13 protein-coding genes are annotated in these 23651 nt (G+C 63.6%); 5 read left to right on the top strand and 8 right to left on the bottom strand.

What is annotated here, in order from left to right:
* Positions 1–146 precede the first annotated feature (146 nt).
* From K7R21_RS01055 to K7R21_RS01025, 7 genes are all read right to left on the bottom strand, one after another.
* Positions 147–7736 carry a retention module-containing protein gene (locus K7R21_RS01055; protein WP_224981377.1) on the bottom strand — a complete coding sequence of 2530 codons (7590 nt, stop codon included), beginning with the start codon at positions 7734–7736 and terminating at the stop codon, positions 147–149.
* Between the two features lie 394 nt (positions 7737–8130).
* Complete coding sequence (locus K7R21_RS01050) at positions 8131–10104, bottom strand: hypothetical protein (RefSeq protein WP_224981375.1); 1974 nt, start codon at positions 10102–10104, stop codon at positions 8131–8133.
* Positions 10076–11188: a hypothetical protein gene (locus tag K7R21_RS01045; RefSeq protein ID WP_224981373.1), complete on the bottom strand. Its 1113-nt coding sequence runs from the start codon at positions 11186–11188 to the stop codon at positions 10076–10078. Before K7R21_RS01045 ends, K7R21_RS01050 begins: the two co-directional genes overlap by 29 nt.
* Positions 11185–11655 carry a hypothetical protein gene (locus K7R21_RS01040; protein ID WP_224981372.1) on the bottom strand — a complete coding sequence of 157 codons (471 nt, stop codon included), beginning with the start codon at positions 11653–11655 and terminating at the stop codon, positions 11185–11187. Before K7R21_RS01040 ends, K7R21_RS01045 begins: the two co-directional genes overlap by 4 nt.
* A gap of 9 nt (positions 11656–11664) precedes the next feature.
* Positions 11665–12240, bottom strand: coding sequence for a hypothetical protein (locus K7R21_RS01035; RefSeq protein WP_224981370.1), 576 nt, complete (start codon positions 12238–12240; stop codon positions 11665–11667).
* Between the two features lie 19 nt (positions 12241–12259).
* On the bottom strand, positions 12260–12802 hold the full coding sequence (locus K7R21_RS01030) for a hypothetical protein (protein ID WP_224981369.1): 543 nt from the start codon (positions 12800–12802) through the stop codon (positions 12260–12262).
* A gap of 77 nt (positions 12803–12879) precedes the next feature.
* Positions 12880–15222 carry an OmpA family protein gene (locus K7R21_RS01025; RefSeq protein ID WP_224981368.1) on the bottom strand — a complete coding sequence of 781 codons (2343 nt, stop codon included), beginning with the start codon at positions 15220–15222 and terminating at the stop codon, positions 12880–12882.
* A 350-nt stretch (positions 15223–15572) separates the two neighbouring features.
* Between K7R21_RS01025 and K7R21_RS01020 the strand changes: the two genes are divergently transcribed.
* The 3 genes from K7R21_RS01020 (at position 15573) to K7R21_RS01010 (ending at position 19620) form a co-directional block, all read left to right on the top strand.
* Positions 15573–16847, top strand: a complete 1275-nt coding sequence (locus K7R21_RS01020; RefSeq protein WP_224981367.1) for a TolC family outer membrane protein — start codon at positions 15573–15575, stop codon at positions 16845–16847.
* A gap of 103 nt (positions 16848–16950) precedes the next feature.
* Positions 16951–17625, top strand: coding sequence for a transglutaminase-like cysteine peptidase (locus K7R21_RS01015; protein ID WP_224981366.1), 675 nt, complete (start codon positions 16951–16953; stop codon positions 17623–17625).
* 18 nt (positions 17626–17643) lie between these two features.
* Positions 17644–19620, top strand: coding sequence for a bifunctional diguanylate cyclase/phosphodiesterase (locus tag K7R21_RS01010; RefSeq protein WP_224981365.1), 1977 nt, complete (start codon positions 17644–17646; stop codon positions 19618–19620).
* Here K7R21_RS01010 and K7R21_RS01005 read toward each other — a convergent pair.
* The gene (locus tag K7R21_RS01005; protein WP_224981364.1) at positions 19613–19933 is read right to left on the bottom strand and encodes a hypothetical protein; all 321 of its coding nucleotides are present in this window, start codon (positions 19931–19933) and stop codon (positions 19613–19615) included. The two genes, K7R21_RS01010 and K7R21_RS01005, sit on opposite strands and share 8 nt — an antisense overlap.
* A gap of 168 nt (positions 19934–20101) precedes the next feature.
* Between K7R21_RS01005 and K7R21_RS01000 the strand changes: the two genes are divergently transcribed.
* Both K7R21_RS01000 and K7R21_RS00995 read left to right on the top strand, forming a co-directional pair.
* Positions 20102–22276, top strand: a complete 2175-nt coding sequence (locus tag K7R21_RS01000; protein ID WP_224981363.1) for a type I secretion system permease/ATPase — start codon at positions 20102–20104, stop codon at positions 22274–22276.
* Between the two features lie 13 nt (positions 22277–22289).
* A complete protein-coding gene (locus K7R21_RS00995; RefSeq protein WP_224981362.1) occupies positions 22290–23648 on the top strand; it encodes an HlyD family type I secretion periplasmic adaptor subunit in 1359 nt (452 codons plus the stop codon).
* The last annotated feature ends 3 nt before the right edge of the window (positions 23649–23651 follow it).

The raw sequence follows: 23651 nt of genomic DNA, 5'->3' as shown, positions 1-23651 counted from the left end.
AGTGGAGGTTATAGCTATAGTTTTTTGCGGCGGGAGTGTCAAGCGAATCCTGTGAAGGAGTAAACCTCCACCAAGGTCGACGGGTACAAAAAAAGCTGCCGCGGAAACATTTTCCGCGGCAGCTTGGTTCAACCAGTCACCGAATCCTAGCTATGGATTTTGGGATCGTTGTGAATCAACGAATCCAAAAGAGCACCTGCGTCGGTGACGTTTTCAAAGGTAACAGTCCCCACCTGGGTTCCGTTATTGGTGATCGTCAGAGTGGCCGTGTTGGATCCATCAGTGTGTTGGAACAGGCCATCGGTGTGGGTTTGCTCGATAACGATCTTGTCCACATGGGCGGTGAAGTCTTTTATGGTGTCATTACCGCCGTTCACCGTAAAGATATCAGCCCCAGCCCCACCAGACATGACGTTATCGCCATGGCCACCGCCAAGTGCATTGTTGCTGCTGTCGCCGGTGAGGGTGGAACCGTTCTGGGCCAGGAGACTGAAGTTGCCAGAGACATGATCGCCGTCGCCGTCGGTCGCGGTGAAGCCAAAGTTCAGAGTCTGGGTCACGTTGGTGTCGATGGTGTACGCGGTGAAGGAAGTGACCCTCACAGCGCCGGCACCGCCGGTGAAGTCGATGTGGTCAATGTACATGTTGTTCTGCGGAGCAGTGAACACCAGGTGACCCGTGGAGTCGAGGCTGCTGGTGGTCGCTTCGCCATGGTCGGTGTAAGTGTGTCCTGCCCCATCGGTGTAGGTCGCATCCCAAACGATCTTCTCGCCGGCGCCGAGATCGTTAATCCCGATCTTGGCCTGGTAGGCGAAGTTAGCCGCACCGCTGGCCCCTTCATTGTCGAAGTTGAAGTGAAGGGTTTCGGTGGTGCCGGCGTTGCTGGTGAGGTTCAACCAGTTGTTGTCGACCCCCATCCCCTGGGTACTCGGGTTGACGCTGTGGCCGTCGGCGGTGATCTGGAGGGACCACGGCTTGGCGGTGGCATCGAACCCGGAAGAGCCGTCGGTGTAGACGTAGAAGGCGGTCTGCGGTCCGCCGGCCCCGATGCTCCCCTGCAGGTTGCTGTTCAGTACCGCGAGGTCGAGCATTTGGTGCTGGTCGAAGGTGTACGTACCATCCGAGTGGGCGGTCAATGTGAAGACCTCATGGCCGTCGGCCGTGGCATGGATGGTAGAACCGTCCGTCGAGACGCTGTAGGTAACAGCTTGGCCATAGGAGGTAAGGCCACTGGGCGGAGTCCCCGTCAGCGTTACATGCGCATTGTTGAGATCGGCACCGATAGTGGCGAGGGTGCCTTCGACAATGGTGCCGCCGGTATGAGCAGTCGTGTCGGTGTCACCGGTGTTTTGGAAGATACCGTTGGTGACATTCAACACCGGCGCGTCATCAGTGATGGTTACGGTGAGGGTGTTGGTTGCGGTATTGCCGTGGCCGTCTGTTACCTGGAAGGTGAAGGTATCCGGGCTGTCGCTGCTCGACGGACCGCTGAGGGTGTAGGTGTAATGGCCGGTGGATGGGTCGATGACCAGGGTCCCTTCGTGGGTGGCCGAGTCGGGCACCAGGGCGTAGGTGTAGGAGCCGTCGCCGCCGCTGGAGATCAGGGTCCCTTCTGCGATGTAGCCGGTACCTGGGTGGGTGCCGACAGACAGGGCGCCCTCGTCAACGGTGGTGTCGGAGTGGACCGTATCGACCTGGGTGTGCAGCCCGCTGTTGGTCAGGTTGATGGTCAGCGTGCTGGTGGACTTGCTGCCGTCAGCGTCCTGAATGGTGTACGTGAAGGTGTCGCTGGTGTTCGCGCTGTTGGGGTTGGCGTGATATTCATAGCTGCCGTTGGCGTGCAAGGTCAGGGTGCCGTGGGCGCCGGTAATGACGCTGTCCACCTGGCCGCTCACTGCGGTCGCGCTGGCGCCTGCGGCTGCGCCGACCACGACGATGGAACCGTCGGCGCCCGGGATGTCGTTAGTGACCACGCTGCCGGAGAGGGCCGCGCCTTCCACCACGCTGCCGCTGTCAACGTTGGCCACCGGGGCATCATCGGCGATGGTGATGGTGACCGTGTTGGTGGCGATGTTGCCGTTGGCGTCGGTGACCTGGTAGGTGAAGGTGTCCGGGCTGTTGGTGAGCGTCGGGCCGTTCAGGGTGTAGGTGTAATGCCCGTCCGCATCGATGACCAGGGTCCCCTCGTGGGTGGCCGAGTCGGAGACCAGGGCGTAGGAGTAAGACCCGGCGCCGCCAGTCGAGACCAGGTTCCCTTCTGCTATGTAGCCGCTGCCCGGATGGCTACCCACCGGCAGGGCGCCCTCGTCGACGCTGGTGACGGAGGTGAGGGTGTCGACCTGGGTGTGCAGCCCGCTGTCGGTCAGGTTGACGGTCAGGGTGCTGGTGGACTTGCTGCCGTCGGCATCCTGGATGGTATAGGTGAAGGTGTCGCTGGTGTTCTCGCTGTTTGGGTTGGCGTGGTACTCGTAGCTTCCGTTGGCGTGCAGCGTCAGGGTGCCGTGAGCACCGGTGATCACGGAATCGACCTGCCCGCTTACCGCCGTCGCGCTGGTACCGGCGGCAGCTCCCACCACGACGATGGAGCCGTCGGCGCCCGGGATGTCGTTAGTGACCACGCTGCCGGAGAGGGTCGCGCCTTCCACCACGCTGCCGGTGTCGGTGTTGGCAACCGGCGCGTCATCGGCGATAGCGATGGTCACCGTGTTGGTTGCCGTGTTGCCGTAGGCATCGGTGACCTGGTAGGTGAAGGTGTCCGGGCTGTTGGTGAGCGTCGGGCCGTTCAGGGTGTAGGTGTAATGCCCGTTGGCGTCGATGACCAGGGTCCCTTCGTGAGTCGCCGAGTCGGAGACCAGTGCGTAGCTGTAGGAGCCGGCGCCGCCGGTCGAGACCAGGGTCCCTTCGGCGATGTAGCCGGTACCCGGATGGCTGCCCACCGGCAGGGCGCCCTCGTCGACGCTGGTGTCGGAATGAACGGTGTCCACCTGGGTGTGCAGCCCGCTGTCGGTCAGGTTGACGGTCAGGGTGCTGGTGGACTTGCTGCCGTCGGCATCCTGGATGGTGTAGGTGAAGGTGTCGCTGGTGTTGTCGCTGTTCGGGTTGGCGTGGTAGTCGTAGCTGCCGTCCGCGTGCAGGGTCAGGGTGCCGTGGGCGCCGGTAATGACGCTGTCAACCTGCCCGCTCACCGCCGTCGCGCTGACGCCTGCCGCCACACCGACCACCACGATGGAGCCGGGGGCCACGCCGTCGGCGCCCGGTACGTCGTTAGCGACCACGTTGCCGGAGAGGGTCGCGCCTTCCATGACGCTGCCGCTGTCGGTATGCGCCACCGGCGCGTCATCGGCGATGGTGATGGTCACCGTGTTGGTGGCGGTGTTGCCATGGGCGTCGGTGACCTGGTAGGTGAAGGTGTCCGGGCTGTTGGTGAGCGTCGGGCCGTTCAGGGTGTAGGTGTAATGCCCGTTGGCGTCGATGACCAGGGTCCCTTCGTGAGTCGCGGAGTCGGAAACCAGGGCGTAGCTGTAGGAGCCGGCGCCGCCGCTGGAGATCAGGTTCCCTTCGGCGATGTAGCCGCTGCCAGGGTGGCTGCCAACGGAGAGGGCGCCCTCGTCGACGCTGGTGTCGGAATGAACGGTATCGACCTGGGTGTGCAGCCCGCTGTCGGTCAGGTTGATGGTCAGCGTGCTGGTGGACTTGCTGCCGTCAGCATCCTGGATGGTGTAGGTGAAGGTGTCGCTGGTGTTGTCGCTGTTCGGGTTGGCGTGGTAGTCGTAGCTGCCGTCAGCGTGCAGGGTCAGGGTGCCATGGGCGCCGGTAATGACGCTATTCACCTGCCCGGCGACCGCCGTTGCACTGACACCGGCCGCAGCGCCTACCACGACGATCGAGCCGTCCGCTCCCGGGATGTCGTTGGTGACGACGCTGCCGGAAAGGGTCGCGCCTTCAACCACGCTGCCGCTGTCGATCTGTGCCACCGGCGCGTCATCGGTGATGGTGATGGTCACCGTGTTGGTCGAGGTATTCCCCTCCCCATCGGTCACCTGGTAGGTGAAGGTGTCCGGGCTGTTGGTGAGCGTCGGGCCGTTCAGGGTGTAGGTGTAGTGCCCGGCCGGATCAATCACCAGCGTCCCCTCGTGGGTGGCCGAGTCGGAGACCAGGGCATAGGTGTAAGACCCAGCGCCGCCGGTGGAGACCAGATTCCCTTCCGCGATGTAGCCGCTGCCCGGGTGGCTGCCCACCGGCAGGGCGCCCTCGTCGACGCTGGTGACTGAAGTGAGCGTGTCGACGTGGGTGTGCAGGCCGCTGTCGGTCAGGTTGACGGTCAGCGTGCTGGTGGACTTGCTGCCGTCGGCGTCCTGGATGGTGTAGGTGAAGGTGTCGCTGGTGTTGGCGCTGTTCGCGTTGGCGTGGTAGTCGTAGCTGCCGTCCGCGTGCAGGGTCAGGGTGCCGTGGGCGCCAGTGATGACGCTGTCCACCTGGCCGCTGACCGCCGTGGCGCTGGTGCCTGCCGCCACGCCGACCACCACGATGGAGCCGGGGGCCACACCGTCGGCACCCGGTACGTCGTTAGCGACCACGCTACCGGACACGGACGCGCCTTCCACCACGCTGCCGCTGTCGACGTTGGCCACCGGCGCGTCATCGGCAATGGTGATGGTCACCGTGTTCGTCGAGGTGTTGCCGTTGGAGTCGGTCACTTGGTAGGTGAAGGTGTCCGGGGCGTTGGTGCCGGTCGGGCCGCTCAGGGTGTAAGTGTAATGCCCGGTAGCCGGGTCGATGGCCAGCGTCCCTTCGTGGGCGGCCGAGTCGGAGACCAGGGCGTAGGTGTACGAGCCGGCGCCACCGGTGGAGACCAGGTTCCCTTCCGCGATGTAGCCGTTGCCCGGATGGCTCCCCACCGGCAGGGCGCCCTCGTCGACACCGGTGACGGAAGTGAGCGTATCGAGCTGGGTATGCAGGCCGCTGTCGGTCAGGTTGACGGTCAGCGTGCTGGTGGACTTGCTGCCGTCGGCATCCTGGATGGTGTAGGTGAAGGTGTCGCTGGTGTTGGCGCTGTTCGGGTTGGCGTGGTAGTCGTAGCTGCCGTCCGCGTGCAGGGTCAAGGTGCCGTGGGCACCGGTGATGACGCTGTCCACCTGGCCGCTCACCGCCGTCGCGCTGACGCCTGCCGCCACACCTACCACGACGATGGAGCCGGGGGCCACACCGTCGGCACCCGGGACGTCGTTAGTGACCACGCTGCCAGCCACGGTCGCCCCTTCCATGACGCTGCCGCTGTCGACGTTGGCCACCGGCGCGTCATCGGCGACAGTGATGGTCACCGTGTTGGTCGCCGTGTTTCCGTACGCGTCGGTCACCTGGTAGGTGAAGCTATCCGGGGTGTTGGTGCCGGTCGGGCCGCTCAGGGTGTAGGTGTAATGCCCGGTAGCCGGATCGATGACCAAGGTCCCTTCGTGGGCTACCGAGTCGGAGACCAGCGCGTAGCTGTAGGGGCCGGCGCCGCCGGTGGAGATCAGGTTCCCTTCGGCGATGTAGCCGCTGCCCGGGTGGCTCCCCACCGGAAGGGCGCCCTCGTCGACACCGGTGACGGAAGTGAGCGTATCGAGCTGGGTATGGAGGCCGCTATCGGTCAGGTTGACGGTCAGGGTGCTGGTGGACTTGCTGCCATCGGCATCCTGAATGGTGTAGGTGAAGGTATCGCTGGTGTTCTCGCTGTTCGGGTTGGCGTGGTAGTCGTAGCTGCCGTCCGCATGCAGGGTCAAGGTGCCGTGGGCTCCGGTGATGACGCTGTCCACCTGGCCGCTCACCGCCGTCGCACTGACGCCTGCCGCCACACCGACCACGACGACGGAGCCGTCGGCGCCCGGTATGTCGTTGCCGACCACGCTGCCGGACAGGATTGCGCCTTCGACCACGCTGCCGCTGTCGGCGTTAGCGATCGGAGCGTCATCGGCGATGGTAATGGTAACCGTGTTGGTCGCCGTGTTGCCGTGGGCGTCGGTCACTTGGTAGGTGAAGGTATCCGGGCTGTTGGTGAGCGTCGGACCATTCAAGGTGTAGGTGTAATGACCAGTGGCCGGGTCGATGACCAGGGTACCCTCGTGCGCGACCGAGTCGGACACCAGGGCGTAGGTGTAAGAACCGGTACCGCCGCTGGAAACAAGGCTCCCCTCGGCGATGTAGCCGGTACCGGGATGGCTCCCCCCGGCCAAGGCGCCCTCGTCGACGCTGCCGACAGAGTGAGCGGTATCGACGTGAGTCTCAACCGTCGAATCGACGGTATATTCACCAACGGCCGAGGCGCTCGCCGTGCTCCCTGCCGCGTCGGTCGTCGTCACCGAGGCAGTGACCTGGTGCCCCGCGTTGCCGGTCAGGTCACTGCCGGGAACGTTCACGGTGAAGCTGTGGCTGCCGGCATCGGCGTCCGTGACGGTGTGGGTGTAGGTATGCTCCCCGATGGTCAGGATGATCACGTCGCCGGCATGGACTCCGCCACCGATGGTGCCGGTTACCGGGACAGTCGTGCTCCCCGCCTCGGCGTTGTTGACGATGTTGTCACCGGCGATGCTCGTTATGCTGATCTCCGCGGTGGTATTGTCGACAGTGTAACCCGCGGTGTCGCTGGCGCTCGCGGTGCTGCCAGCCACATCGGTGGTCGATACCGAAGCGGTGATGGCGTGGCCTGCGTTGTTGGTCAGGTCCGCACCGGAAACATTGACGATGAAGCTGTGGCTGCTGACATCGGCATCGGTCACGGTGTGGCTGTAGGTCTGGCCGCCGACGGTGAGAGTGATGACATCACCGGCATGAACACCGCCGCCAAAGGTACCGGTCACCGGGACGTTGGCATTGCCCGCTTCAACGTTGTTGACGATGTTGTCACCGGCGATGCTCGTGATGTGGATGTCAGCCGTGGTCGTGTCCACCGTGTAGGTAGGCGTGACGACCGCGGTGGCGGTATTGCCGTTGGGCCCGGTGGTGGTGACGCTGACAGTGATGACCTGGTTCGGGTTGTTGACCAGTTCGGATCCCGGTACGTTGATGATGTAGGAGTTGTCGCCGGCAACGGTGCCGGTATGGGTGTTGCCGTTGATCACGATGGTGACCGTGTCACCCGGGTGGGCATCGCCTCCGACGGTACCGGAGACAGGGATCTGGCCGGTAGCTTCGACGTTGTTGACGATGTTGTCACTGGTAATGGGATTGACGGTTATGGTTGCCGTGAGCGGCGGCGTTGGAACCGTGGTAATGACTGAATCGAGGGTCCCAGTCGTCCCGAAGGTGACACCGGTGGTGGTGACGCCGCCGGTGGGGAGAACCTCCTCGCCGGTGGGGGTAACGATGAAGACCGGGTGGGTACCGCCGGCATCGGCGGGGCCGCCGGCTGCCGGGGCTTCCAGTTCGATGGGCTGATCGCCGGTAAGCAATGCCTGCTGGATCTGGGCCACCTCGGCGGTGGTATCCGTGGTATCACCCGACATGACGGTGCCGTAAACGTCGTGGTCGATGGTGACGTTCATCATCCGGCCCAGGTCAAGCTGGTTCCCCTGCGCGCCGTCGAACACGATGGACGCGCTGCCGTCGCTCTCGGTGACGATGCGGTCATCGGCAAAGATCGGGCTGTTCGGCATGAGCAGACGAACCGCGCCATCGGGGGATATAGCTTTCACCGTGCCGTACAGAATGACAACCTTACCGACCACCTGGTGCCCTGCTGCCTGATTGTTCTGTGCCATGACCATTCTCCATTGTATCTATGATAGTGAGGCGTGAGAGGGAGCTGCTAAATTTGGTTATGGTAAAGATATCTCTGAGGGTAAAGCATGTCTATTGTACCTTGGTACTACACTGACATAGTGATCAAGATTACATAAATCTCACTTTGTTTTAACATGACGCCTGAAAGCACAATGAGAGTGGATATATTACCTGTGTCTAGGCGAATGCCAAGCATGGGATAAAAAAAAGCCCTCCGTGACATGGAGGGCTTTTTATCATTTTAGGGGGGAGGCAAATCCAGAGCTAAATCCCCCCTGTCCCCCCTTCGCAAAAGGGGGGGACGCTTGTTCGCGGACGTCGCTTGGTGGGCAGCGAGGGACGCTGGGCACGTACGGCACTTTTAAGACTGCATTAGAATGGCCGGTCCAGACGGTTGGGCTCCTTGACCAGCTTGGTGAAGTTGGAGTTCTTCTGGATCTCCTCCAGGTAGAAGAGCTTCAACAGGTTGTGGGTCGGGTGGTCCGGATTCCTCTGCATCTCTTCGCGCATGCTCTGGAACGATGCGATCAGCTGGGTGTCCGAGGGCGCGTCGGCGGCCGCGGTGCCGGCAAAAAGCTTGTCGATAGCGGTGATGTAAGCAAGACTCGCCGTCGCCGTCTCGGGGCGCTGCGCGCTCACCCACTTCTTGATCGCCGGTGACTGCTTGATGCGACTGGCCAGCGGCAGGTAGTAGTCGAGGTACAGGTTGTAGCGCCCGTCCTTCTTGAGTGTGGCGGAGGTCTGGCGCACCTCACGCAACGAAAGCGGGAACAGTTCGGCGGAAAGGAGCCGGTGCGTGAACCACAGGTTGTAGGCGCCGTTGTCGGTGCTGAACTCACTCACCTTGCGGTAGGCGTAGGAAACCTTGTCGCTCGCCTCGAAGGCACCGAAGTAGGCGGAATCCGGGATCACGTCGTTGTATCCCCTACCCTGCTGCGCGGTGAGGAAGTTCAGGTAGGAATTGAGCGCCATCTGCATCGAGGTCGCGTAACTCTGGATATTCTGCGAGTCCTGGGTGGTGTTCAGCTTGACCAGGTAGAAGTCGCCGGTCCACAGGGCAAGCTCCATGATGGCCCGCCAGAGCCGGTGCGCCGACTTGAGATACAGCTCGCGGCTTTGGTAGCCGGCGCGCTCCCACCCCCCCGCCGAATACGGCGCGATGTCGTTGAAGATCGCCATCGACTTCAGGAGGGCACTCCTCCCCTCCTGGTCCGGCAGCGTCGCGAAGAACTTGTAGGCGGCCGCGTTCTCGTTGTCGGCCAGGCGCGGGATGGCGAAACTGGTCATGTCCAGGTAGTCCACCGCCGCCATGACCACGCCGCTCGACCTCGGGCCCGCCGCCCACTTGAAGCAGAGGTCGTTGTAGGTCCTGGCCCGCTCGTAGGTCTTTTGAACCGCCTCGGTCATCCCCTCGGCATCGAGCTTGGCGCTTGCCACCTGCTGCAGGCGTTTGGACTCGATGGCGGCGACGGTGAAGTTCAGCCGGAAGCGGTCCGAGTCGGGCGCGTTCAGCCCGTCCACGATACGCTGCACCAGGGTCTTGGTGTACTTCCCTTCGCTGTCCTTCTCGCCGAGGTTGCGCTCGTTCATCATCACGAACAGGGGCCCCAGCGCGTTAAGACCGTCCAGCTTCCGTGCGATGATGGCCCGGTTCACTACCAGGCTGATCAGGTTGCGGTAGTAGAAGGGGGTGTTGGTAGGGACGCTGCCGCTGGTCGCGCCGGTGGCAATTTCGTTCTTCTCTATGTAGAGGATCGATCCGTTCCAGATGCCGTAGACCTGGGTGACGAAGTCGTCGGCGTCATCACGCTCCAGTGCCTGCAGCGCCTTCACCATGCCGGACCAGTAGGCAACCTCGGGCATGGATGCCTTACCCTTCAGACTCTCCATGGTCTTGGCCGCGGCTGCCAGGCTCTCCGGGGCGTCGGTTTGCAGGTAATCGATGGTCTGGGCAATGGCGAGGCGCAGGTAGTCCCGGTCGCGGAACAACTGCGGCTGTTCCCCTTTCTGCACCGCCATCAGCTTGCCGTTCCAAGTGGCGATGTAGGAGGCAAGCGTTTCGCCGATCTCCTGGTCGCGCTTTTCACGCCACTCCTTGATCTCGTTCTTGTCCCAGTAGGTGAGCTCGTAGGCGACGTCGAGGTAGGGCCCCCACTCCTTGACCTGGGGAGCGGCGGCCGGGGCGGCTACGGCGGCCGTTTTATACTGCTTCTTGGCCGGTGCGGCGTGCTTCTTCTTTTGGGCGCCCCAGGAGGGGGCGGCCGCCATCAGCAGGCACAGCAGGCAGCAGAAGATGAATGCGATGATCCGTCTGGCGTCAGTTCTTCTTAAGGCAGTCGTAGGCATAATCCAACTCCTCGCATCGCTGGGATGGCTCTCGTCCCCTGGACGGGTAGATCATGAGGTTGAAGGACGATACGCGTTTGGTCCCCTTGAACTGGAACTCACCTTTGTCACTGGTGCAGCTTGCGCGCGCTCCTACCACGCTCAAAACCGCCTTGATCGCTTCCTCCTGCTGCAGCGCGCTGTCGCAGATCTTGAGGCTCATCAGCGAGACTCCGCGCGCCAGTGCCACTTCAGACCCGCCCGCTCCGCTTCCGGCGGGGCTCTTGCTGCGTTGCCGTGCCGTCAGGGGCTGCGCCCCCTTGGGCTCCTCGATGGTCACTTCCGGTGCACTCCTGACCGCCGCCACTCGAGGTGCCGCTGCGCTCCCCCCCACCTCGACGGCGCGAATCGGGCGCTGCGGCCGGGCGACCGGGTCGTCGACGGCAACGGCACTCACTGGCCCACCCCGCACCCGGTAGATGTAGGTGCTCTTGGGTGTCGGCCGCGCCCCCACCTCGGCACTCGCTTCCTTCCTGAACCTCGTGGCCGGGACCCGCGCGGCGGCATCGCCCGCGGCGAGGTCGAACGGTTCCGTCCCCTTGCGCTCCCGGGATACCGTCGGGTACATGTACACCTCCGATCCGCTCTGGTAGCCGTAGGAACGGGCGATGGCGGGGCGGGGCTGCTCCGCGGAGTAGTCCAGTTCGTGCCGAAGCGGCGCGCTCTTCGTCCGCCCGGGCTCCCCTGGATGCTCCCGGTCCACCGATACCGGCGGGCGGTACTGCGGCGGCTTCACGTCCAGCGCATACACGGTGCGCGGCTTTTGCTGCGCCACCACCGGCTTCTCCATGGGGGGCACCTGCTTCGGGTGCGCCGGGGGAGCCTGCAGCTCCAGCCGGCTCACGTCCATGATGGTGCGCTTGGAGACCGGCGCCCCCGGCATCTGGAAGCGGCTCACACACAATGCCACCAGCCCCAGCGCAGTCACCACCACCAGGCGCAGCCACAATGGCACCGGAGGGCGCAGTTCGTGCTCGGCGCAGACCAGGATGTGCCGAAGCCGCGTGCCGCCGTGGCCGCAGGCGTTCTGGATGCGCAGGGTCATGGCTTGTCCCCGGTACGTGACGTGTGCACCACCGCAAGGCCGTTGGAGCTCCAGTACTTGCTCACCACCGCCGCCGCGGAGAGAAGGTCGCTGCTGTAAGACTCGGGCAGCGGCACCACGACCGGGCGCGGCTGCTCCCGGTTTCCCTGCAGGTGCTTGAGCGCCGAGCAAAGCTCGTCATAGCAAAGCGGGTCGGTGCGCGCCGCCTCCTTGCCGCGCACGATGTGCGCCAGCCGGTACGGTTTCGCCCCGTGCTTCTCCACCAGGAGCTGGTGGTAGTCGGGGTTGGACTGCATCGCCACCAGCTCGGGGCTCTTGGCCACCACCGGTGCGGGGAGCTGCATCTCCGCCACTTGGCTACTGGAGGTGTCCATACGCGCCATCTGCGTGAACACCAGCAGCAGCAAAAAGGCGACGTCGGTGAACGAGATGAGCCACTGGTTCCTCGAAGTTCCCACCGAGCGCATGGTCCCCTCCTAGATCTTCACCTGCAGGCCGCGGTTGATGGAGCGCTTGGCGATCACGTCGAGGCCGACGCAGATGGCCTGCAACAGCACGTAGTACATGAGCGCGAAGTAGGTGGACCACAGCTTCGCCCCGATGGCGCCGTTGTTGATGGCGCTCCCCGGGTCGCCGGTGTAGAGGAAGATGACGATCATCCCCGCAACGGTCCCCCACAGCCCTATAGGAGGCAGCAGGTTGGCGCACATGTAGATGCGGTTTACGAAGGTGCCGTTGAAGTTATTCTGTGCCACCTCGCGGGTCGCGTCGTAGAGGAACTCCTTGGGGGCCGCCGCACCGGTGGTGTTGTCGCTTTGGCTGGTGGCCCAAAGCATCTTGGCAACGCTCTCGGAAAGGGTGTCCCCAGGGGTTGCGTGCTGGTCCTTGACGCTGTCCAGGTGCTTGTGGTCCAGCGCCTTGGCGTGCTGGAAAGCCCGCACCGCGAGGATCATGGCGATGATGAAGATGCTGGTGGTCAGGGTAAGCGAGACTCTCAGCGACCAGATGTTGAAGCTGTTGGGGTTGATGGTGATCAGGCCCAGAATGTCCATGGTGGCGGCTCCTTGGCGGTTATTTCTTGGCGATGCGTGCCAGGTCGGTGTCCAACTGGCGGATGGCTTCGTCCAGCGTGGTGGTCTTGCCCTGGATCTGCACCGACATCTTCTGGTAGGGAGCGTAGAGCGACTTCATCTCGGTGAGCACGCTGCCGGCATCGTCACGGTAGTTGAGCACGATCAGAAGGCGCGTCTTCACCAGGGCGATCTCGGCAGAAAGCTGGGTCATCTCGATGTTGGAGCCGTCCACCGCCTGGGTCACCAGGTAGTCGGCGTGGCGCCTTAGGTAGTCGTCGAGGGGTGCCTGCAGCTGTGCGGCGGTCTTGGTCTCGCCGCTGGCGATGAAGTGCTCGGCGAAGTTGAGCATGACCAGGAGGTCCTTCTTCACCGTCTGTAACCTGAGCTCGAGGCCCAGGTCGCTCGCCTGCTCGGTGGGTGCTTCCTGCGGGGGGGCGGGGGGCTGCGCCTCGGCGGCAAAAAGCGCCGGCGCGGCCAGAAGAGACACCAATCCCGTCACTACGACAGCCTGTTTCCATCGCAATGCAATACCGTGGTCCATGTCAGACTCCTCCTTACGGATGAGCTACTTAGAGCATGTATCGTGAGCCGCTGCCGGGTGCGCGCCTGCGCGCCGCGTCAGGGGCCTATGTGGTGACTGCTTCTCGGCTTGATATTGATCCTCAACCCGGTGTCGGTTTTGAAGCTGCGGTAGGGGATTATTTCCTCCCGGCCGGCGTCGAGGGTGATCTGGAGGTGGTCGGGGAACTCTCTGAAACGAACGTTGGTGAGGTCGAATTTCTCCACCGGCGCCTTGGGAAGGCCGATGCCGTTTACCGCGCCGTAGAGGTCGATGACCAGGCTGAAGGGCTCAACCATGGTGATCAGGCTGAATTCGCTCACCTTGCCGCTCGTGTACAGGCTGAGGCCGTCCTTGTCGATGGTGATGCCGGTCAGGGCGATCCGGCCATCGGGCACGGGGGTGGGGGTGGTGGCCTTGAGCACGAAGGGCGCTTCATCGGGAGCCGGTGCTTCGGGCTCCTGCTTTCTGAGTGCGGAAGCGACGGATGCTGCTTCGGTAGCGGCAGCCTGTTCGGGTGCGGCCGGCGCGACGGAGGGGGCGGGGAGCGCGTTCGGCGCTGCGGTGGCGGGGGTATCGGGGGTAGGCAGGGCTGCCTGCTTCATTCTTTGTGCCGCCGGCAGCTCCGGCGGTGTCGGCGCCTTGGCGATCATGGCCGCCGGCGCGGCTCCATCGACCAGGGGACCGGGGGACGGCACCATCTGCGCCGCCGGGACGCTACCCGGCACCGGTACCGCCGGCACCGACTGCTGAGGCGGCTGGTCCGGGTAGGCAGCCATGTCGGGTGCCTGGCGCTTGGCCGGGGGAAGCGGAGGGGACACAGCCCCCTCCTTCACTTCGGCTGCTGCTGCCTGGGGGAAGTAGCGTGGTTCCTCTTCCCCCTTTCTTTGTGCTGCGGGCAGGAGGGCCGATCCGGATGCGGTCACACCCGGATCGGCGGCCTGCGGGAAAAAACGTGCTTCGGGTTCGCCCTGGCGTTGTGCAGGGGCAACGTCGCTGTTGGCGACGTTACCTTGCGCTGGCACCAGGGCTAACGGCTTTTTTCCAGTAGCACCTTTCTTTGCTGCGGGCTTCGCCGCAGCTTTGGAGGCTGCTGCCGGCTGGGCTGCCGCTCCCTTCGGGGCACCGTTTTTCTCGCACACGAGGTTGGCCTCGATGCGACGGTTCTTAGCGCGCCCCACGGCGGTCTTGTTGGTGGCTACCGGGCGGGACTTGCCGTACCCCTTGGAGGTGAGCCGCTTGGGATCGATGTTGAAGTTCTTGACGATGTAGTCGCGCACCGACTGGGCGCGCCGCTCGGAGAGCCTCTGGTTGTAGGCGACGCTGGCGGTTCCGTCGGTGTGGCCGGAGATCTCGCCGTGGGCCTCGGGGAACTCGTTCAGGAAGTCGCCCACCGTCTTCAGCTCGGCGTGGTACTGCGGCTTCACGTTCCACTTGTCGGTGTCGAAGTTGATCATCAGCACCGCGGGCTGGTTGCAGAAGCGTTTCTCCGCTGCCGCCGGCTGTGCCACCATGACCGAGGCGTTTGCGGAAGCGGTGCCCCCTTTGCCCTGGCAGGTGATGGTATAGATGGTGTCGGCCGCCGGGCTGACGGTGGTGGAACCGCTGGCGGCCACCTTGCCGACCTCGGGGCGCATCTCGCAATTGTCGGCCCGCTTGCTCTGCCAGGTCAGCACCGACTTCTCGCCTTTCTTGATGCTGTCGGGAGCGGCAGTGAGCGAAACCTCGGGAGCGGCCACCGGTACCGGTGCCGGCGGCGGCACCGTCAGGTTAAGGGTCGGCTGCGCCGCGGGGACCGGGCGCGCTACCGGTTCAGGTGGCGGCGGCGGTGCCGGGAGCTTCGCCACCGGCGGGGTCACACCGAAGGGGATGTAGATCCCGGTGGTGTACTCGATGGCGTAGCGATCGATCTTGTTGTCGATGAAGATGCCCCGCACGTCGCCGCGCCAGGCCATGTCCTCGGTCACGAAGTACTTGAAGCCGGCGCCCAAGTCGAAGGCACCCTTGGTGTCCGACTTCAGCTGGTTGCCGGCGTACCCAACGGCGATGTTGGGTACGAACTTCTCGTCGGGCTGGAAGTTCCACAGCAGGTCCGCCCCGTAGCGCAGGAAGTCCGTGGTCCTGTCGGTGAGCGTGGAGCGGGTCTTGGCGTAGTCGAAGAGCGCCTCCGCCTCCAGGTTGCGGGTGAAGTTGTAGCCGGCGCGCAGGCCAAATACCGGCGCGGTTTCAAGGTGTTGTTCCCCGTCAAAGGAAACCCCACCGACCATAGGGGATATCGAGAATGTCCCCACCCTGTTGCTTGCCGGGCTCCCTCCTGGCGGTGCGTCGGCTGCCGCCGACGGACCGGGACGGGAGGCGAGAAGCAACGCCATTGCCATCATCACCAATGCATGTCGTTTCAAATCTTCTTCTCCGTTTGGGTTTTATTAGATTGCATTAAATTACTGCTTTACTCTCACGGGCTTGCCAAAAGGTACTATTAAGCTACTATTAAATTCCGCCGTGTCAAATGCCATCTGATTCTTTATGTTTGGCTCGCGGCGGGACATATATTAGACATAAAAAATAGTATTTGCAAATTTATTATTCGAACATAATATGTGTATCGACATTAGCAACTACTCGGTATATAATGGATCAACCGCATATACATTGAGTTATTTTAATTTGTTTCAATTAATATGAGACCACAGGAAGGGGTGCTATGCCACAAAACAAGAAATTAGTGACAGTATTGGCATTGGGGATGTTGGTGTCCGGAGTCGCAGCCGCCCAGGCGGAGACGCTCCAGGACGCGGTGCAGTACATGCTGCGCTCCAACCCGGAAGTGAGGGCGAACTACTACAACAAGGTGGCGCGGGAGAAGGAAGTGCGCCAGGCCAAGGCCGGCTATCTCCCCACCATGGACGTCTCGCTGGCAGCCGGGGTGACCCGCCAGCACGAGCCGACCTTCGGTACCGTCTACCCCAACACGGCCATCGTGAGCGTGCGTCAGAACGTCTTCCGCTTCTTCGGCACCCAAAGCGAAGTGGAGCGCCAGGAGGCCCGGGCCCGTGCCCAGCAGTACCAACTGGGGAGTTCCGCCGAGAACAACGCCCTGTTGGCCTCCAAGGTGTACATCAACGTATTGAGAAGCGAGAAACTGCTGGCGCTGGCCCAAGAGAACCTGACCAACCACCTGCGCATCCATGACCAGGTGAAGCTGAGAAGCGAGTCCGGCGTCGACCGCCGCGCCGACTTCGAACAGGTCAAGGGACGCGTGGCGCTCGCCGAGAGCAACCTCGCCGCGGCCCAGGCCAACCTCTCCGACAGCCTCGCCGACTACCAGGCGGTGATCGGCTACGTCCCCGGCGAACTGACCGAACCGCAGTCGGTCGTGGCGCTGCTCCCGAAGAACAAGGACGAGGCGGAGGAACTGGCCGTCGGCGGTAACCAGGCGCTCAAGTCCGCCCGCGAAGGGGTGCAGGAGAGGACCGCGCAGCACGAGGCGGCCAAGAGCCTGCTCTACCCGAGCCTCGACGTGGCCCTGGACTACCGCTGGCTCAAGGACTACAACGACCTCCCCGGCCAGCGCGAGGAGTTCCTCGGCACCGCCACCCTCACCTTCAACATCCTCAACGGCGGCTGGAACAAGGCGCGCATCGGCCAGACCCAGAGCGAGGTGTACGAGGCGGAGGAAATCCTCGAGAACACCAAGCGCCAGACGGTGCAGTCGATCCGTCTCTCCTGGGAGGCCAACCGCTCCGCCCAGGAGCGCATCAAGTACCTCGAGGACTACGTCAAGGCCGCCGGCCAGACCGCCGACGCCTTCGCCGCCCAGTGGTCCATCGGCAGAAGGACCATGTTTGACCTTCTGGACACCCAGGCCGAGCTGATCAACGCCAAGGCGAGCTTGGTCAACGCACAGTACGACCAGCGCTACGCCGAGTTCCGGGTGCTGAACGGCATGTCCCGCCTGCTCCCCACCCTGGGGCTGCAGGCTCCCGACTACAACGGTAAGGTGACCACGGCCGCCGGAACGCCGTAGACTATCCCGAGAGCGCACTGTATGATAGAGCCCCGGATCGCCGCTACCTTTAGGGACGGTCCGGGCTTTTTTTTAAAGAAAGGGCATCTGCGCCGGGATCAACGTGGGCATCTACCTGAAACGACTGACATCGCTTTCCCTGGCCGCCGTGCTGGCAGCGCTTGTTGTTACCGGCACCGTGCTCCCCGCCGGCAACTTCAGCGTCGACCGCTCGGTGCTGCAAACGGCCGAGAGGAAGTACGGCAGGGAAGCCTTGCGCCGCCTGACCGCGTGGGAGGAGCTCATCGCGCGGGACAAGAGCCACACCGACCGGGACAAGCTCGACAAGGTGAACCGCTTCTTCAACGAGAGGATCCGCTTCGCCAGCGACTGGGAAGTCTGGGGGGTCGAGGACTACTGGGCCACGCCGATCGAGTTTCTGGCCAAGGGGGCGGGGGACTGCGAGGACTTCGCCATCGCCAAGTACTTCACCCTGAAAGCGATGGGGGTGGAGGACGACAAGCTCCGCATCACCTACGTCAGAGCGCTGCGCCTCAACGTCCACCACATGGTACTCACCTACTACAGCACCCCCGAGGCCGAGCCGCTCGTGCTCGACAACCTGGTCGACTCCATAGATCACGCCTCCAAGCGCAACGACCTGATGCCGATTTTGAGCTTCAACGGCTCCGGGCTGTGGCTCGCCAAGCAAAGGGGGATGGGCAAGGCCGCCGGCAAATCCAGCCGGCTCAGGCTGTGGCAGGACCTTCTGCAAAAGATGTCCGAGAACAAACTGTAACGGACCAAGGGTAACCCTATGACACTGTATCGACAGCTCATCATCTTCACGGTCGTGCTCTTTTTGCTGCTGTTCACCGGCACCTGGTACGCCAAGCTGGCCAACACCCGCACCTTCCTGACCAACCAGCTGGAATCCCACGTGCAGGACACCGCCACCTCGCTGGCGCTCTCCATCTCACCCCACGTGGCTCAGAAAGACCTCACCGTGGTGGAGGGTATGATCAGCGCCCTGTTCGACCGGGGCTACTACCAGAAGATCACCTACTCCGATCCGCGCGGCAAGGTGCTCATCGAGCGGACCCTCCCGGTCCGGGTCGAGGACGTGCCGCAGTGGTTCGTGGCGCTGGTGCCGCTGAAGACCCCGGAGGCCGCCTCGGACGTGATGGCAGGGTGGAACCAGGGGGGGACCATCCTGGTGAAGAGTCATCCCGGCTACGCCTACGCGACCCTGTGGAGCGAGGTGATCAGCATGACCATCTGGTTCGCCGCCTGCGCGGCCTTCCTGCTGCTGGCGGCGGCGGTAGGGCTCAGGATCCTCCTGAAGCCCCTGGCCGCGGTGGAGCGCCAGGCCGACGCCCTGTGCCGCAAGGAGTACCAGCTCCAGGAGACCCTGCCGCGCACCCGCGAGTTCAAAAGCGTGGTCGAGGCGATGAACCGGATGACGGTGAAGGTAAAGGAGATGTTCGAGGAGCAGGCGGCCACGGCCGAGGGGCTCCAGGAACGCGCCTACCAGGACCCGGTCACCCTGTTGGGCAACCGGCGCCTGTTTGAGAGCCAGGTCAACGCCGACCTCGGCCGCCAGGAGCAAAACGGCTGCGGGCTGCTTCTTTTGCTGCGCATCCACGGCCTGGAGGCACTGAACCAGAAGAAGGGGCTGCAGGCGGGCGACGAGCTGGTCAAGCGGGTCGCCGCACTGTTGAAGAGCGCCGTCAACGCCTACGCCGACACCGCGCTCTCCCGCCTCACCGGCGGCGACTTCGGCATCTTCCTGCCCAACGTCTCCCCTGCCGAAGGGGCCATCATCGCCACCGAGATCACTACGCAGTTGGGCCGCGTCGCCATGGAGAAGATCGCGCTCACCGACGACATCGGCCACCTGGGTGTTGCTACCTACCAGGGGGGCACCACGCTGACCAGGCTTCTGGCCGAGGCGGACCTGGCGCTCTCCGCGGCGCTGCAAAAGGGGCCCAACAGCTGGGAAGTAAGGGCGGTTACCGGGGAAACCGAGACGCTGCCGCAGGGGCAGCAGCACTGGAAGGACGCCCTGGTACGGGCGCTCGAGGAGAGGCGCATCAGGCTCGACGCGCAGGGGGTGATCGAGAACGGGCCGGGGCGCAAGCTCCTGCAACTGGAACTCTTCGCCCGCGTGTTGCAGGAGGACGGCAAGGCGCTGGACGCCGCCTTGTTCATGCCGGTCGCCGAGCGGCTGAAGCTCGTGTCCGCCATCGACCGCATGGTTATCGAGGAGGCCCTGAAGGTCGACTACCGCCGCCTGGGAGTGGAACGGCTCGCCATCAACCTCTCCCCCACCTCGCTGGAGGATGAGGCCTTCCGCAACTGGCTCTACGCCTATTTAAAGGCGCTGCCGACCGGCACCCCCCGCGTCAGCTTCGAGTTCTCCGAATTCGCTGCGGTGCAGCACCTGCAGAACATCAGGGAGTTCGGCGCCGCGGTCCGTGCCTGCGGCCACGGCATCGGCCTCGACCACTACGGCCGCAGCTTCTCCAAGCTGGGCTACCTGCAGTCCCTGCACCCGGAATACGTGAAGATCGATCGGGCCTACACCGGGGAACTCTCCGGCGGGGAGAACGACAGCAGGTTCTACGTCGCGTCGCTGTGCAGCGTGGCACACAGCATCGACATCAAGGTGGTGGCCGAAGGGGTGGAAAGCGAGGCGCAGGCAGCCATCCTCAAAGAGCTCAACCTGGACGGCATGCAGGGGTACTTCTTCGGCAGGCCGCAGCCCCTGGCCTCCTACCCCACCGTCAGATGATGTCGTGCACCAACAGGTCGGTGGAGGAGATCTTCTCGCGCAGACTCTGGCGCGCCTTGATCCTCTGCTGAGCCTGTTCGGGGAGTTCGGTGAAGTTGATCAGGTTCTTCTTGACCAGGAGGTCGACAAGGTCCTCGATGACGCGCACCGTGGCCGCGTCGGAAAAGGCAAGCGCCTCCCCCCAGGCCCCGGCCTCGTTCAAGAAGGCGAGCACCTCCTCGTCCATCGGGGGTTTCTGTTCGGTGGCCGACGCGGCGGGGCTTTTGTGCAAGGCGACGATCTTGCCCTCGCCGTCTCTTTCTACGTAAAACATGGAGTATCCTTTCTTTGACCCGGCTGAATGACAGTGTAGCTGTTAGTTATTGACACTGGGATGACAGCCGCAAGTATAACGCAAAACGTTTACCAATGTGAAAGGTATTATGCTAGAATATTTCCCACTCATTTCAGCGGCCCCCTTATAAAGCTTTGAGGAGCAGACGTGCCAGAGACTGAAAACCGTAAACTAGAAGCACAGTGGAACGTGGGCGAAGACAGCGATCGCCACGATGACCCCCTTCTCGACTCGCTGCTGTTGGTGGCCAAGCTGCACGGGTTGCCGGCGTCGCGCACGGGGCTGACCGCCGGCCTCCCCCTGGTGCAAAACCGCACCACCGTCGAGCTTTTCCCCCGCTGCGCCGAGCGCGCCGGGCTCTCCTCGCGGCTGGTGAAGCGCCCCCTGGAGCGCATCTCACAGCTGCAGCTCCCCGCCATCCTGCTGTTGCACAACCGGCAGGCCTGCGCTGTGGTGGATCGGCTCCCGGAGAAGGACAGCTTCAGGATCCTCATTCCCGAGGCAGGGACCGGCGAGAGAACGGTGACCCGGGCCGAACTGGAGAAGCTCTACACCGGCTTCGCCATCTTCGTCCGTCCCCGTTACCGCATCGGCAAGTCGACCAGCGTGACCCGCGACGAAGGGAAAGGGAACTGGTTCTGGAGTGCCATCACCTCCTCCTGGCGCATCTACCGAGACGTCCTCATCGCCTCCTTCCTGATCAACGTCTTCGCCCTGGTCAGCACCTTCTACATCCTCAACGTGTACGACCGGGTCATTCCCAACAGCGCCTACGAGACCCTATGGGTCCTCTCCATCGGCGTCAGCGTGGTCTACCTCTTCTCGGTGCTGATGCAGGGGCTGCGCGGCTACTTCGTCGACGAGGCGGGCAAGAAGGCCAACCTGAAGATCTCCTCGCTGCTCTTGCAGCGGGTCTTGAACCTGCGCCTGGAGGCGCGCCCCCAGTCGATCGGCTCCTTCTCCAACAACCTCCGTGAGTTCGAGACCATCCTCGACTTCATCACCTCCTTCTCCATCACCGCCGTCATCGACCTCCCCTTCGTCATCCTGGGGCTCATCGTGATCTGGTACATCGGCGGGGGCGCCATCCTCACCATCTTCCTGGTCAGCATCGCACTCATGCTCATCTACTCCGCCTGCATCCAGGCGCCGCTGCGCCGCGCCGTCGAGAACACCTTCGCCGCGTCGAGCCAGAAAAACGCCATCCTTGTCGAGGGGCTCGCCGGACTGGAGACGGTGAAGATGCTGGGAGCCGAGTCCCACGTGCAGAGAAGCTGGGAGGACGCCGTCAGCTACATCTCCACCTGGAGCGCCCGTTCCCGCTTCCTCTCCTCCTCGGTGAACCACGTCTCCTACTTGGTGCAGAACCTGGCCGTGGTTGCCCTGGTGGTGGCCGGGGTGTACGCCATCGCCATGCGCGAACTGACCCAGGGCGGTCTGGTGGCGCTGGTGATCCTGTCCCGGCAGGTAGTGGCGCCGGTGGCCCAGGTGGCTAACCTCGCCACCCGCTACCACCGCGCCAAGGAGGCCTACCACGCTCTCGACGACATCATGAAACTCCCGGTGGAGCGCCCGGCCGGCAAGACATTCCTGCACCGTCCACGCTTCAAGGGGGGGATCGGGGTGAAGGGGCTCACCTTCGCCTACCCCGGCCAGACGGTGAACGCGCTCAACAACATCTCCCTGCAGATCGCCCCCGGCGAGAAGGTCGGCGTCATCGGCCCCATCGGCTCAGGCAAGACCACGCTGGGTAAGCTCCTCTTGGGGCTCTTCGAGCCGGCCAGCGGCATGGTCACCATGGACGACACTGATCTGAGGCAGATCGACCCGGCGGAACTGAGGCACTACGTGGGTTACGTCCCGCAGGACATCTCGCTCTTCAAGGGGACCGTGCGCGAGAACCTGACCCTTGGTGCGGCCGATATCGACGACCACGCCATCATGCGCGCGGCGGAGTTGGCCGGGGTCGGCGACTTCGTCAAGAAACACCCGATGGGCTTCGACATGGAGGTAGGCGAGTTCGGCCGCGGCCTTTCTGGCGGACAGCGCCAGTGCGTGGCCATCGCGCGGGCGCTCCTTTTGGACCCGCCGGTTCTGGTCTTCGACGAGCCGACCAGCAACATGGACAGCCGCGCCGAAGTGAGGCTCAAGAACCACCTGGCCGAGAACGCTCGCGAGAAGACCATGGTCCTCATCACGCACCGCGCCTCGCTCCTGGAGCTGGTGGACCGGATCATAGTCATCGACAACGGCACCGTCATCGCCGACGGCCCCAAGGCAACCGTCCTCGAAGCGCTGCAGCGCGGGCACCTGAACATCTAGCGGAGAATACGACGTGGAGATAAAAGCAGCCAACAACAAGGGTAACGGGGTATTCCGCAGGATGCCCGAAGACGACGTCGATTACGTCACCGACATCAGGACTTCGATCCTGGTGCAGACCCCGCGCGGCGGCCGGGCCATACTCTGGGCCACGCTGGCGCTCTTCGTCATCTTCATCGGGTGGGCGGCGGTTTCCGAGGTGGAGCAGACCACCAGGGGCGAAGGGAAGGTGATCCCAGCCAGCCAGGTCCAGGTGATCCAGAACCTCGAAGGGGGGATCCTCTCCGAGCTGCACGTGAAGGTGGGGGACACGGTCAAGAAGGGACAGCTCCTTTTGAAAATCGACGAGACCCGCTTCATTTCCTCGCTGGAGCAGAGCCAGGCCAAATCCGGCGCCGACAAGGCCAAGGCGGCCCGCCTGCGCGCTGAAGCGGCTGGCAGCGGCAGCTTCTCGATGCCCAGCGACGTCCCGGCCAGCATCGCCGCCAGCGAGCGGGCCCTCTTCGAATCGCGCCGCTCCGAGCTTAAGCACGCGCTCGAGGTGAAGCAGTCGCAGATTGACCAGCGCCAGAGCGAGCTGAGGGAGTTGAACACCCGACTGCGAGAGCTGAACCAGACCTACGCACTGTACGTGAAAGAGATCAACATCACCAAGCCCCTGGTCGCCAAGGGGGCGGTTTCCGACATGGAGCTGCTGCAGCTCGAGCGCAAGGCGAGCGAGATGAAGGGCGAGATCGAGACCATCAAGCAGTCCATCCCGCGCACCCAGGCCAAGATCGACGAGAGCTACGCCGCCATGAAGGAGCTGCGTCTTAACTTCGCCAACAAGGCCAAGGTCGAGTACAACGACACCGTGGCCAAGGTCGGCGAGGAAGCCGCCTCGTCGCTGGCGCTCAAGGACCGGCTGGACCGTACCCTGGTGCGCTCCCCGGTGAACGGCACCGTGAACCGGATCCTGGTCAACACCATCGGTGGCGTGATCCAGCCGGGCATGAACATCGTGGAGATCGTCCCCACCGAGGGGACCCTGCTCATCGAGGCCAAGATCAAGCCGGCCGACATCGCCTTCTTGAAGCCGAACCAGAAGGCCATGGTCAAGTTCACCGCCTACGACTACACCATCTACGGCGGCCTGGAGGCGCGCCTGGAGCAGATCGGCGCCGACAGCATCATCGACGAGAAAACCAGGGAGAGCTACTACACGGTGACCCTCAGGACCGACCGCAACTACCTGGGCACCAAGGACAAGCCGCTCCCCATCATCCCGGGCATGGTGGCCACGGTGGACATCCTGGCCGGCAAGCGAACCATCCTCTCCTATCTCCTGAAACCGATTCTCAAGGCGAAGTACTCGGCGTTGCGCGAGAGGTGATTA

Origin of the sequence: Geomonas agri (assembly GCF_020179605.1) — a bacterium.
Lineage (GTDB): Bacteria > Desulfobacterota > Desulfuromonadia > Geobacterales > Geobacteraceae > Geomonas > Geomonas agri.
The sequence above is the reverse complement of the archived record's forward strand: the minus strand, read 5'-3'. Positions and strand labels throughout refer to the sequence as shown.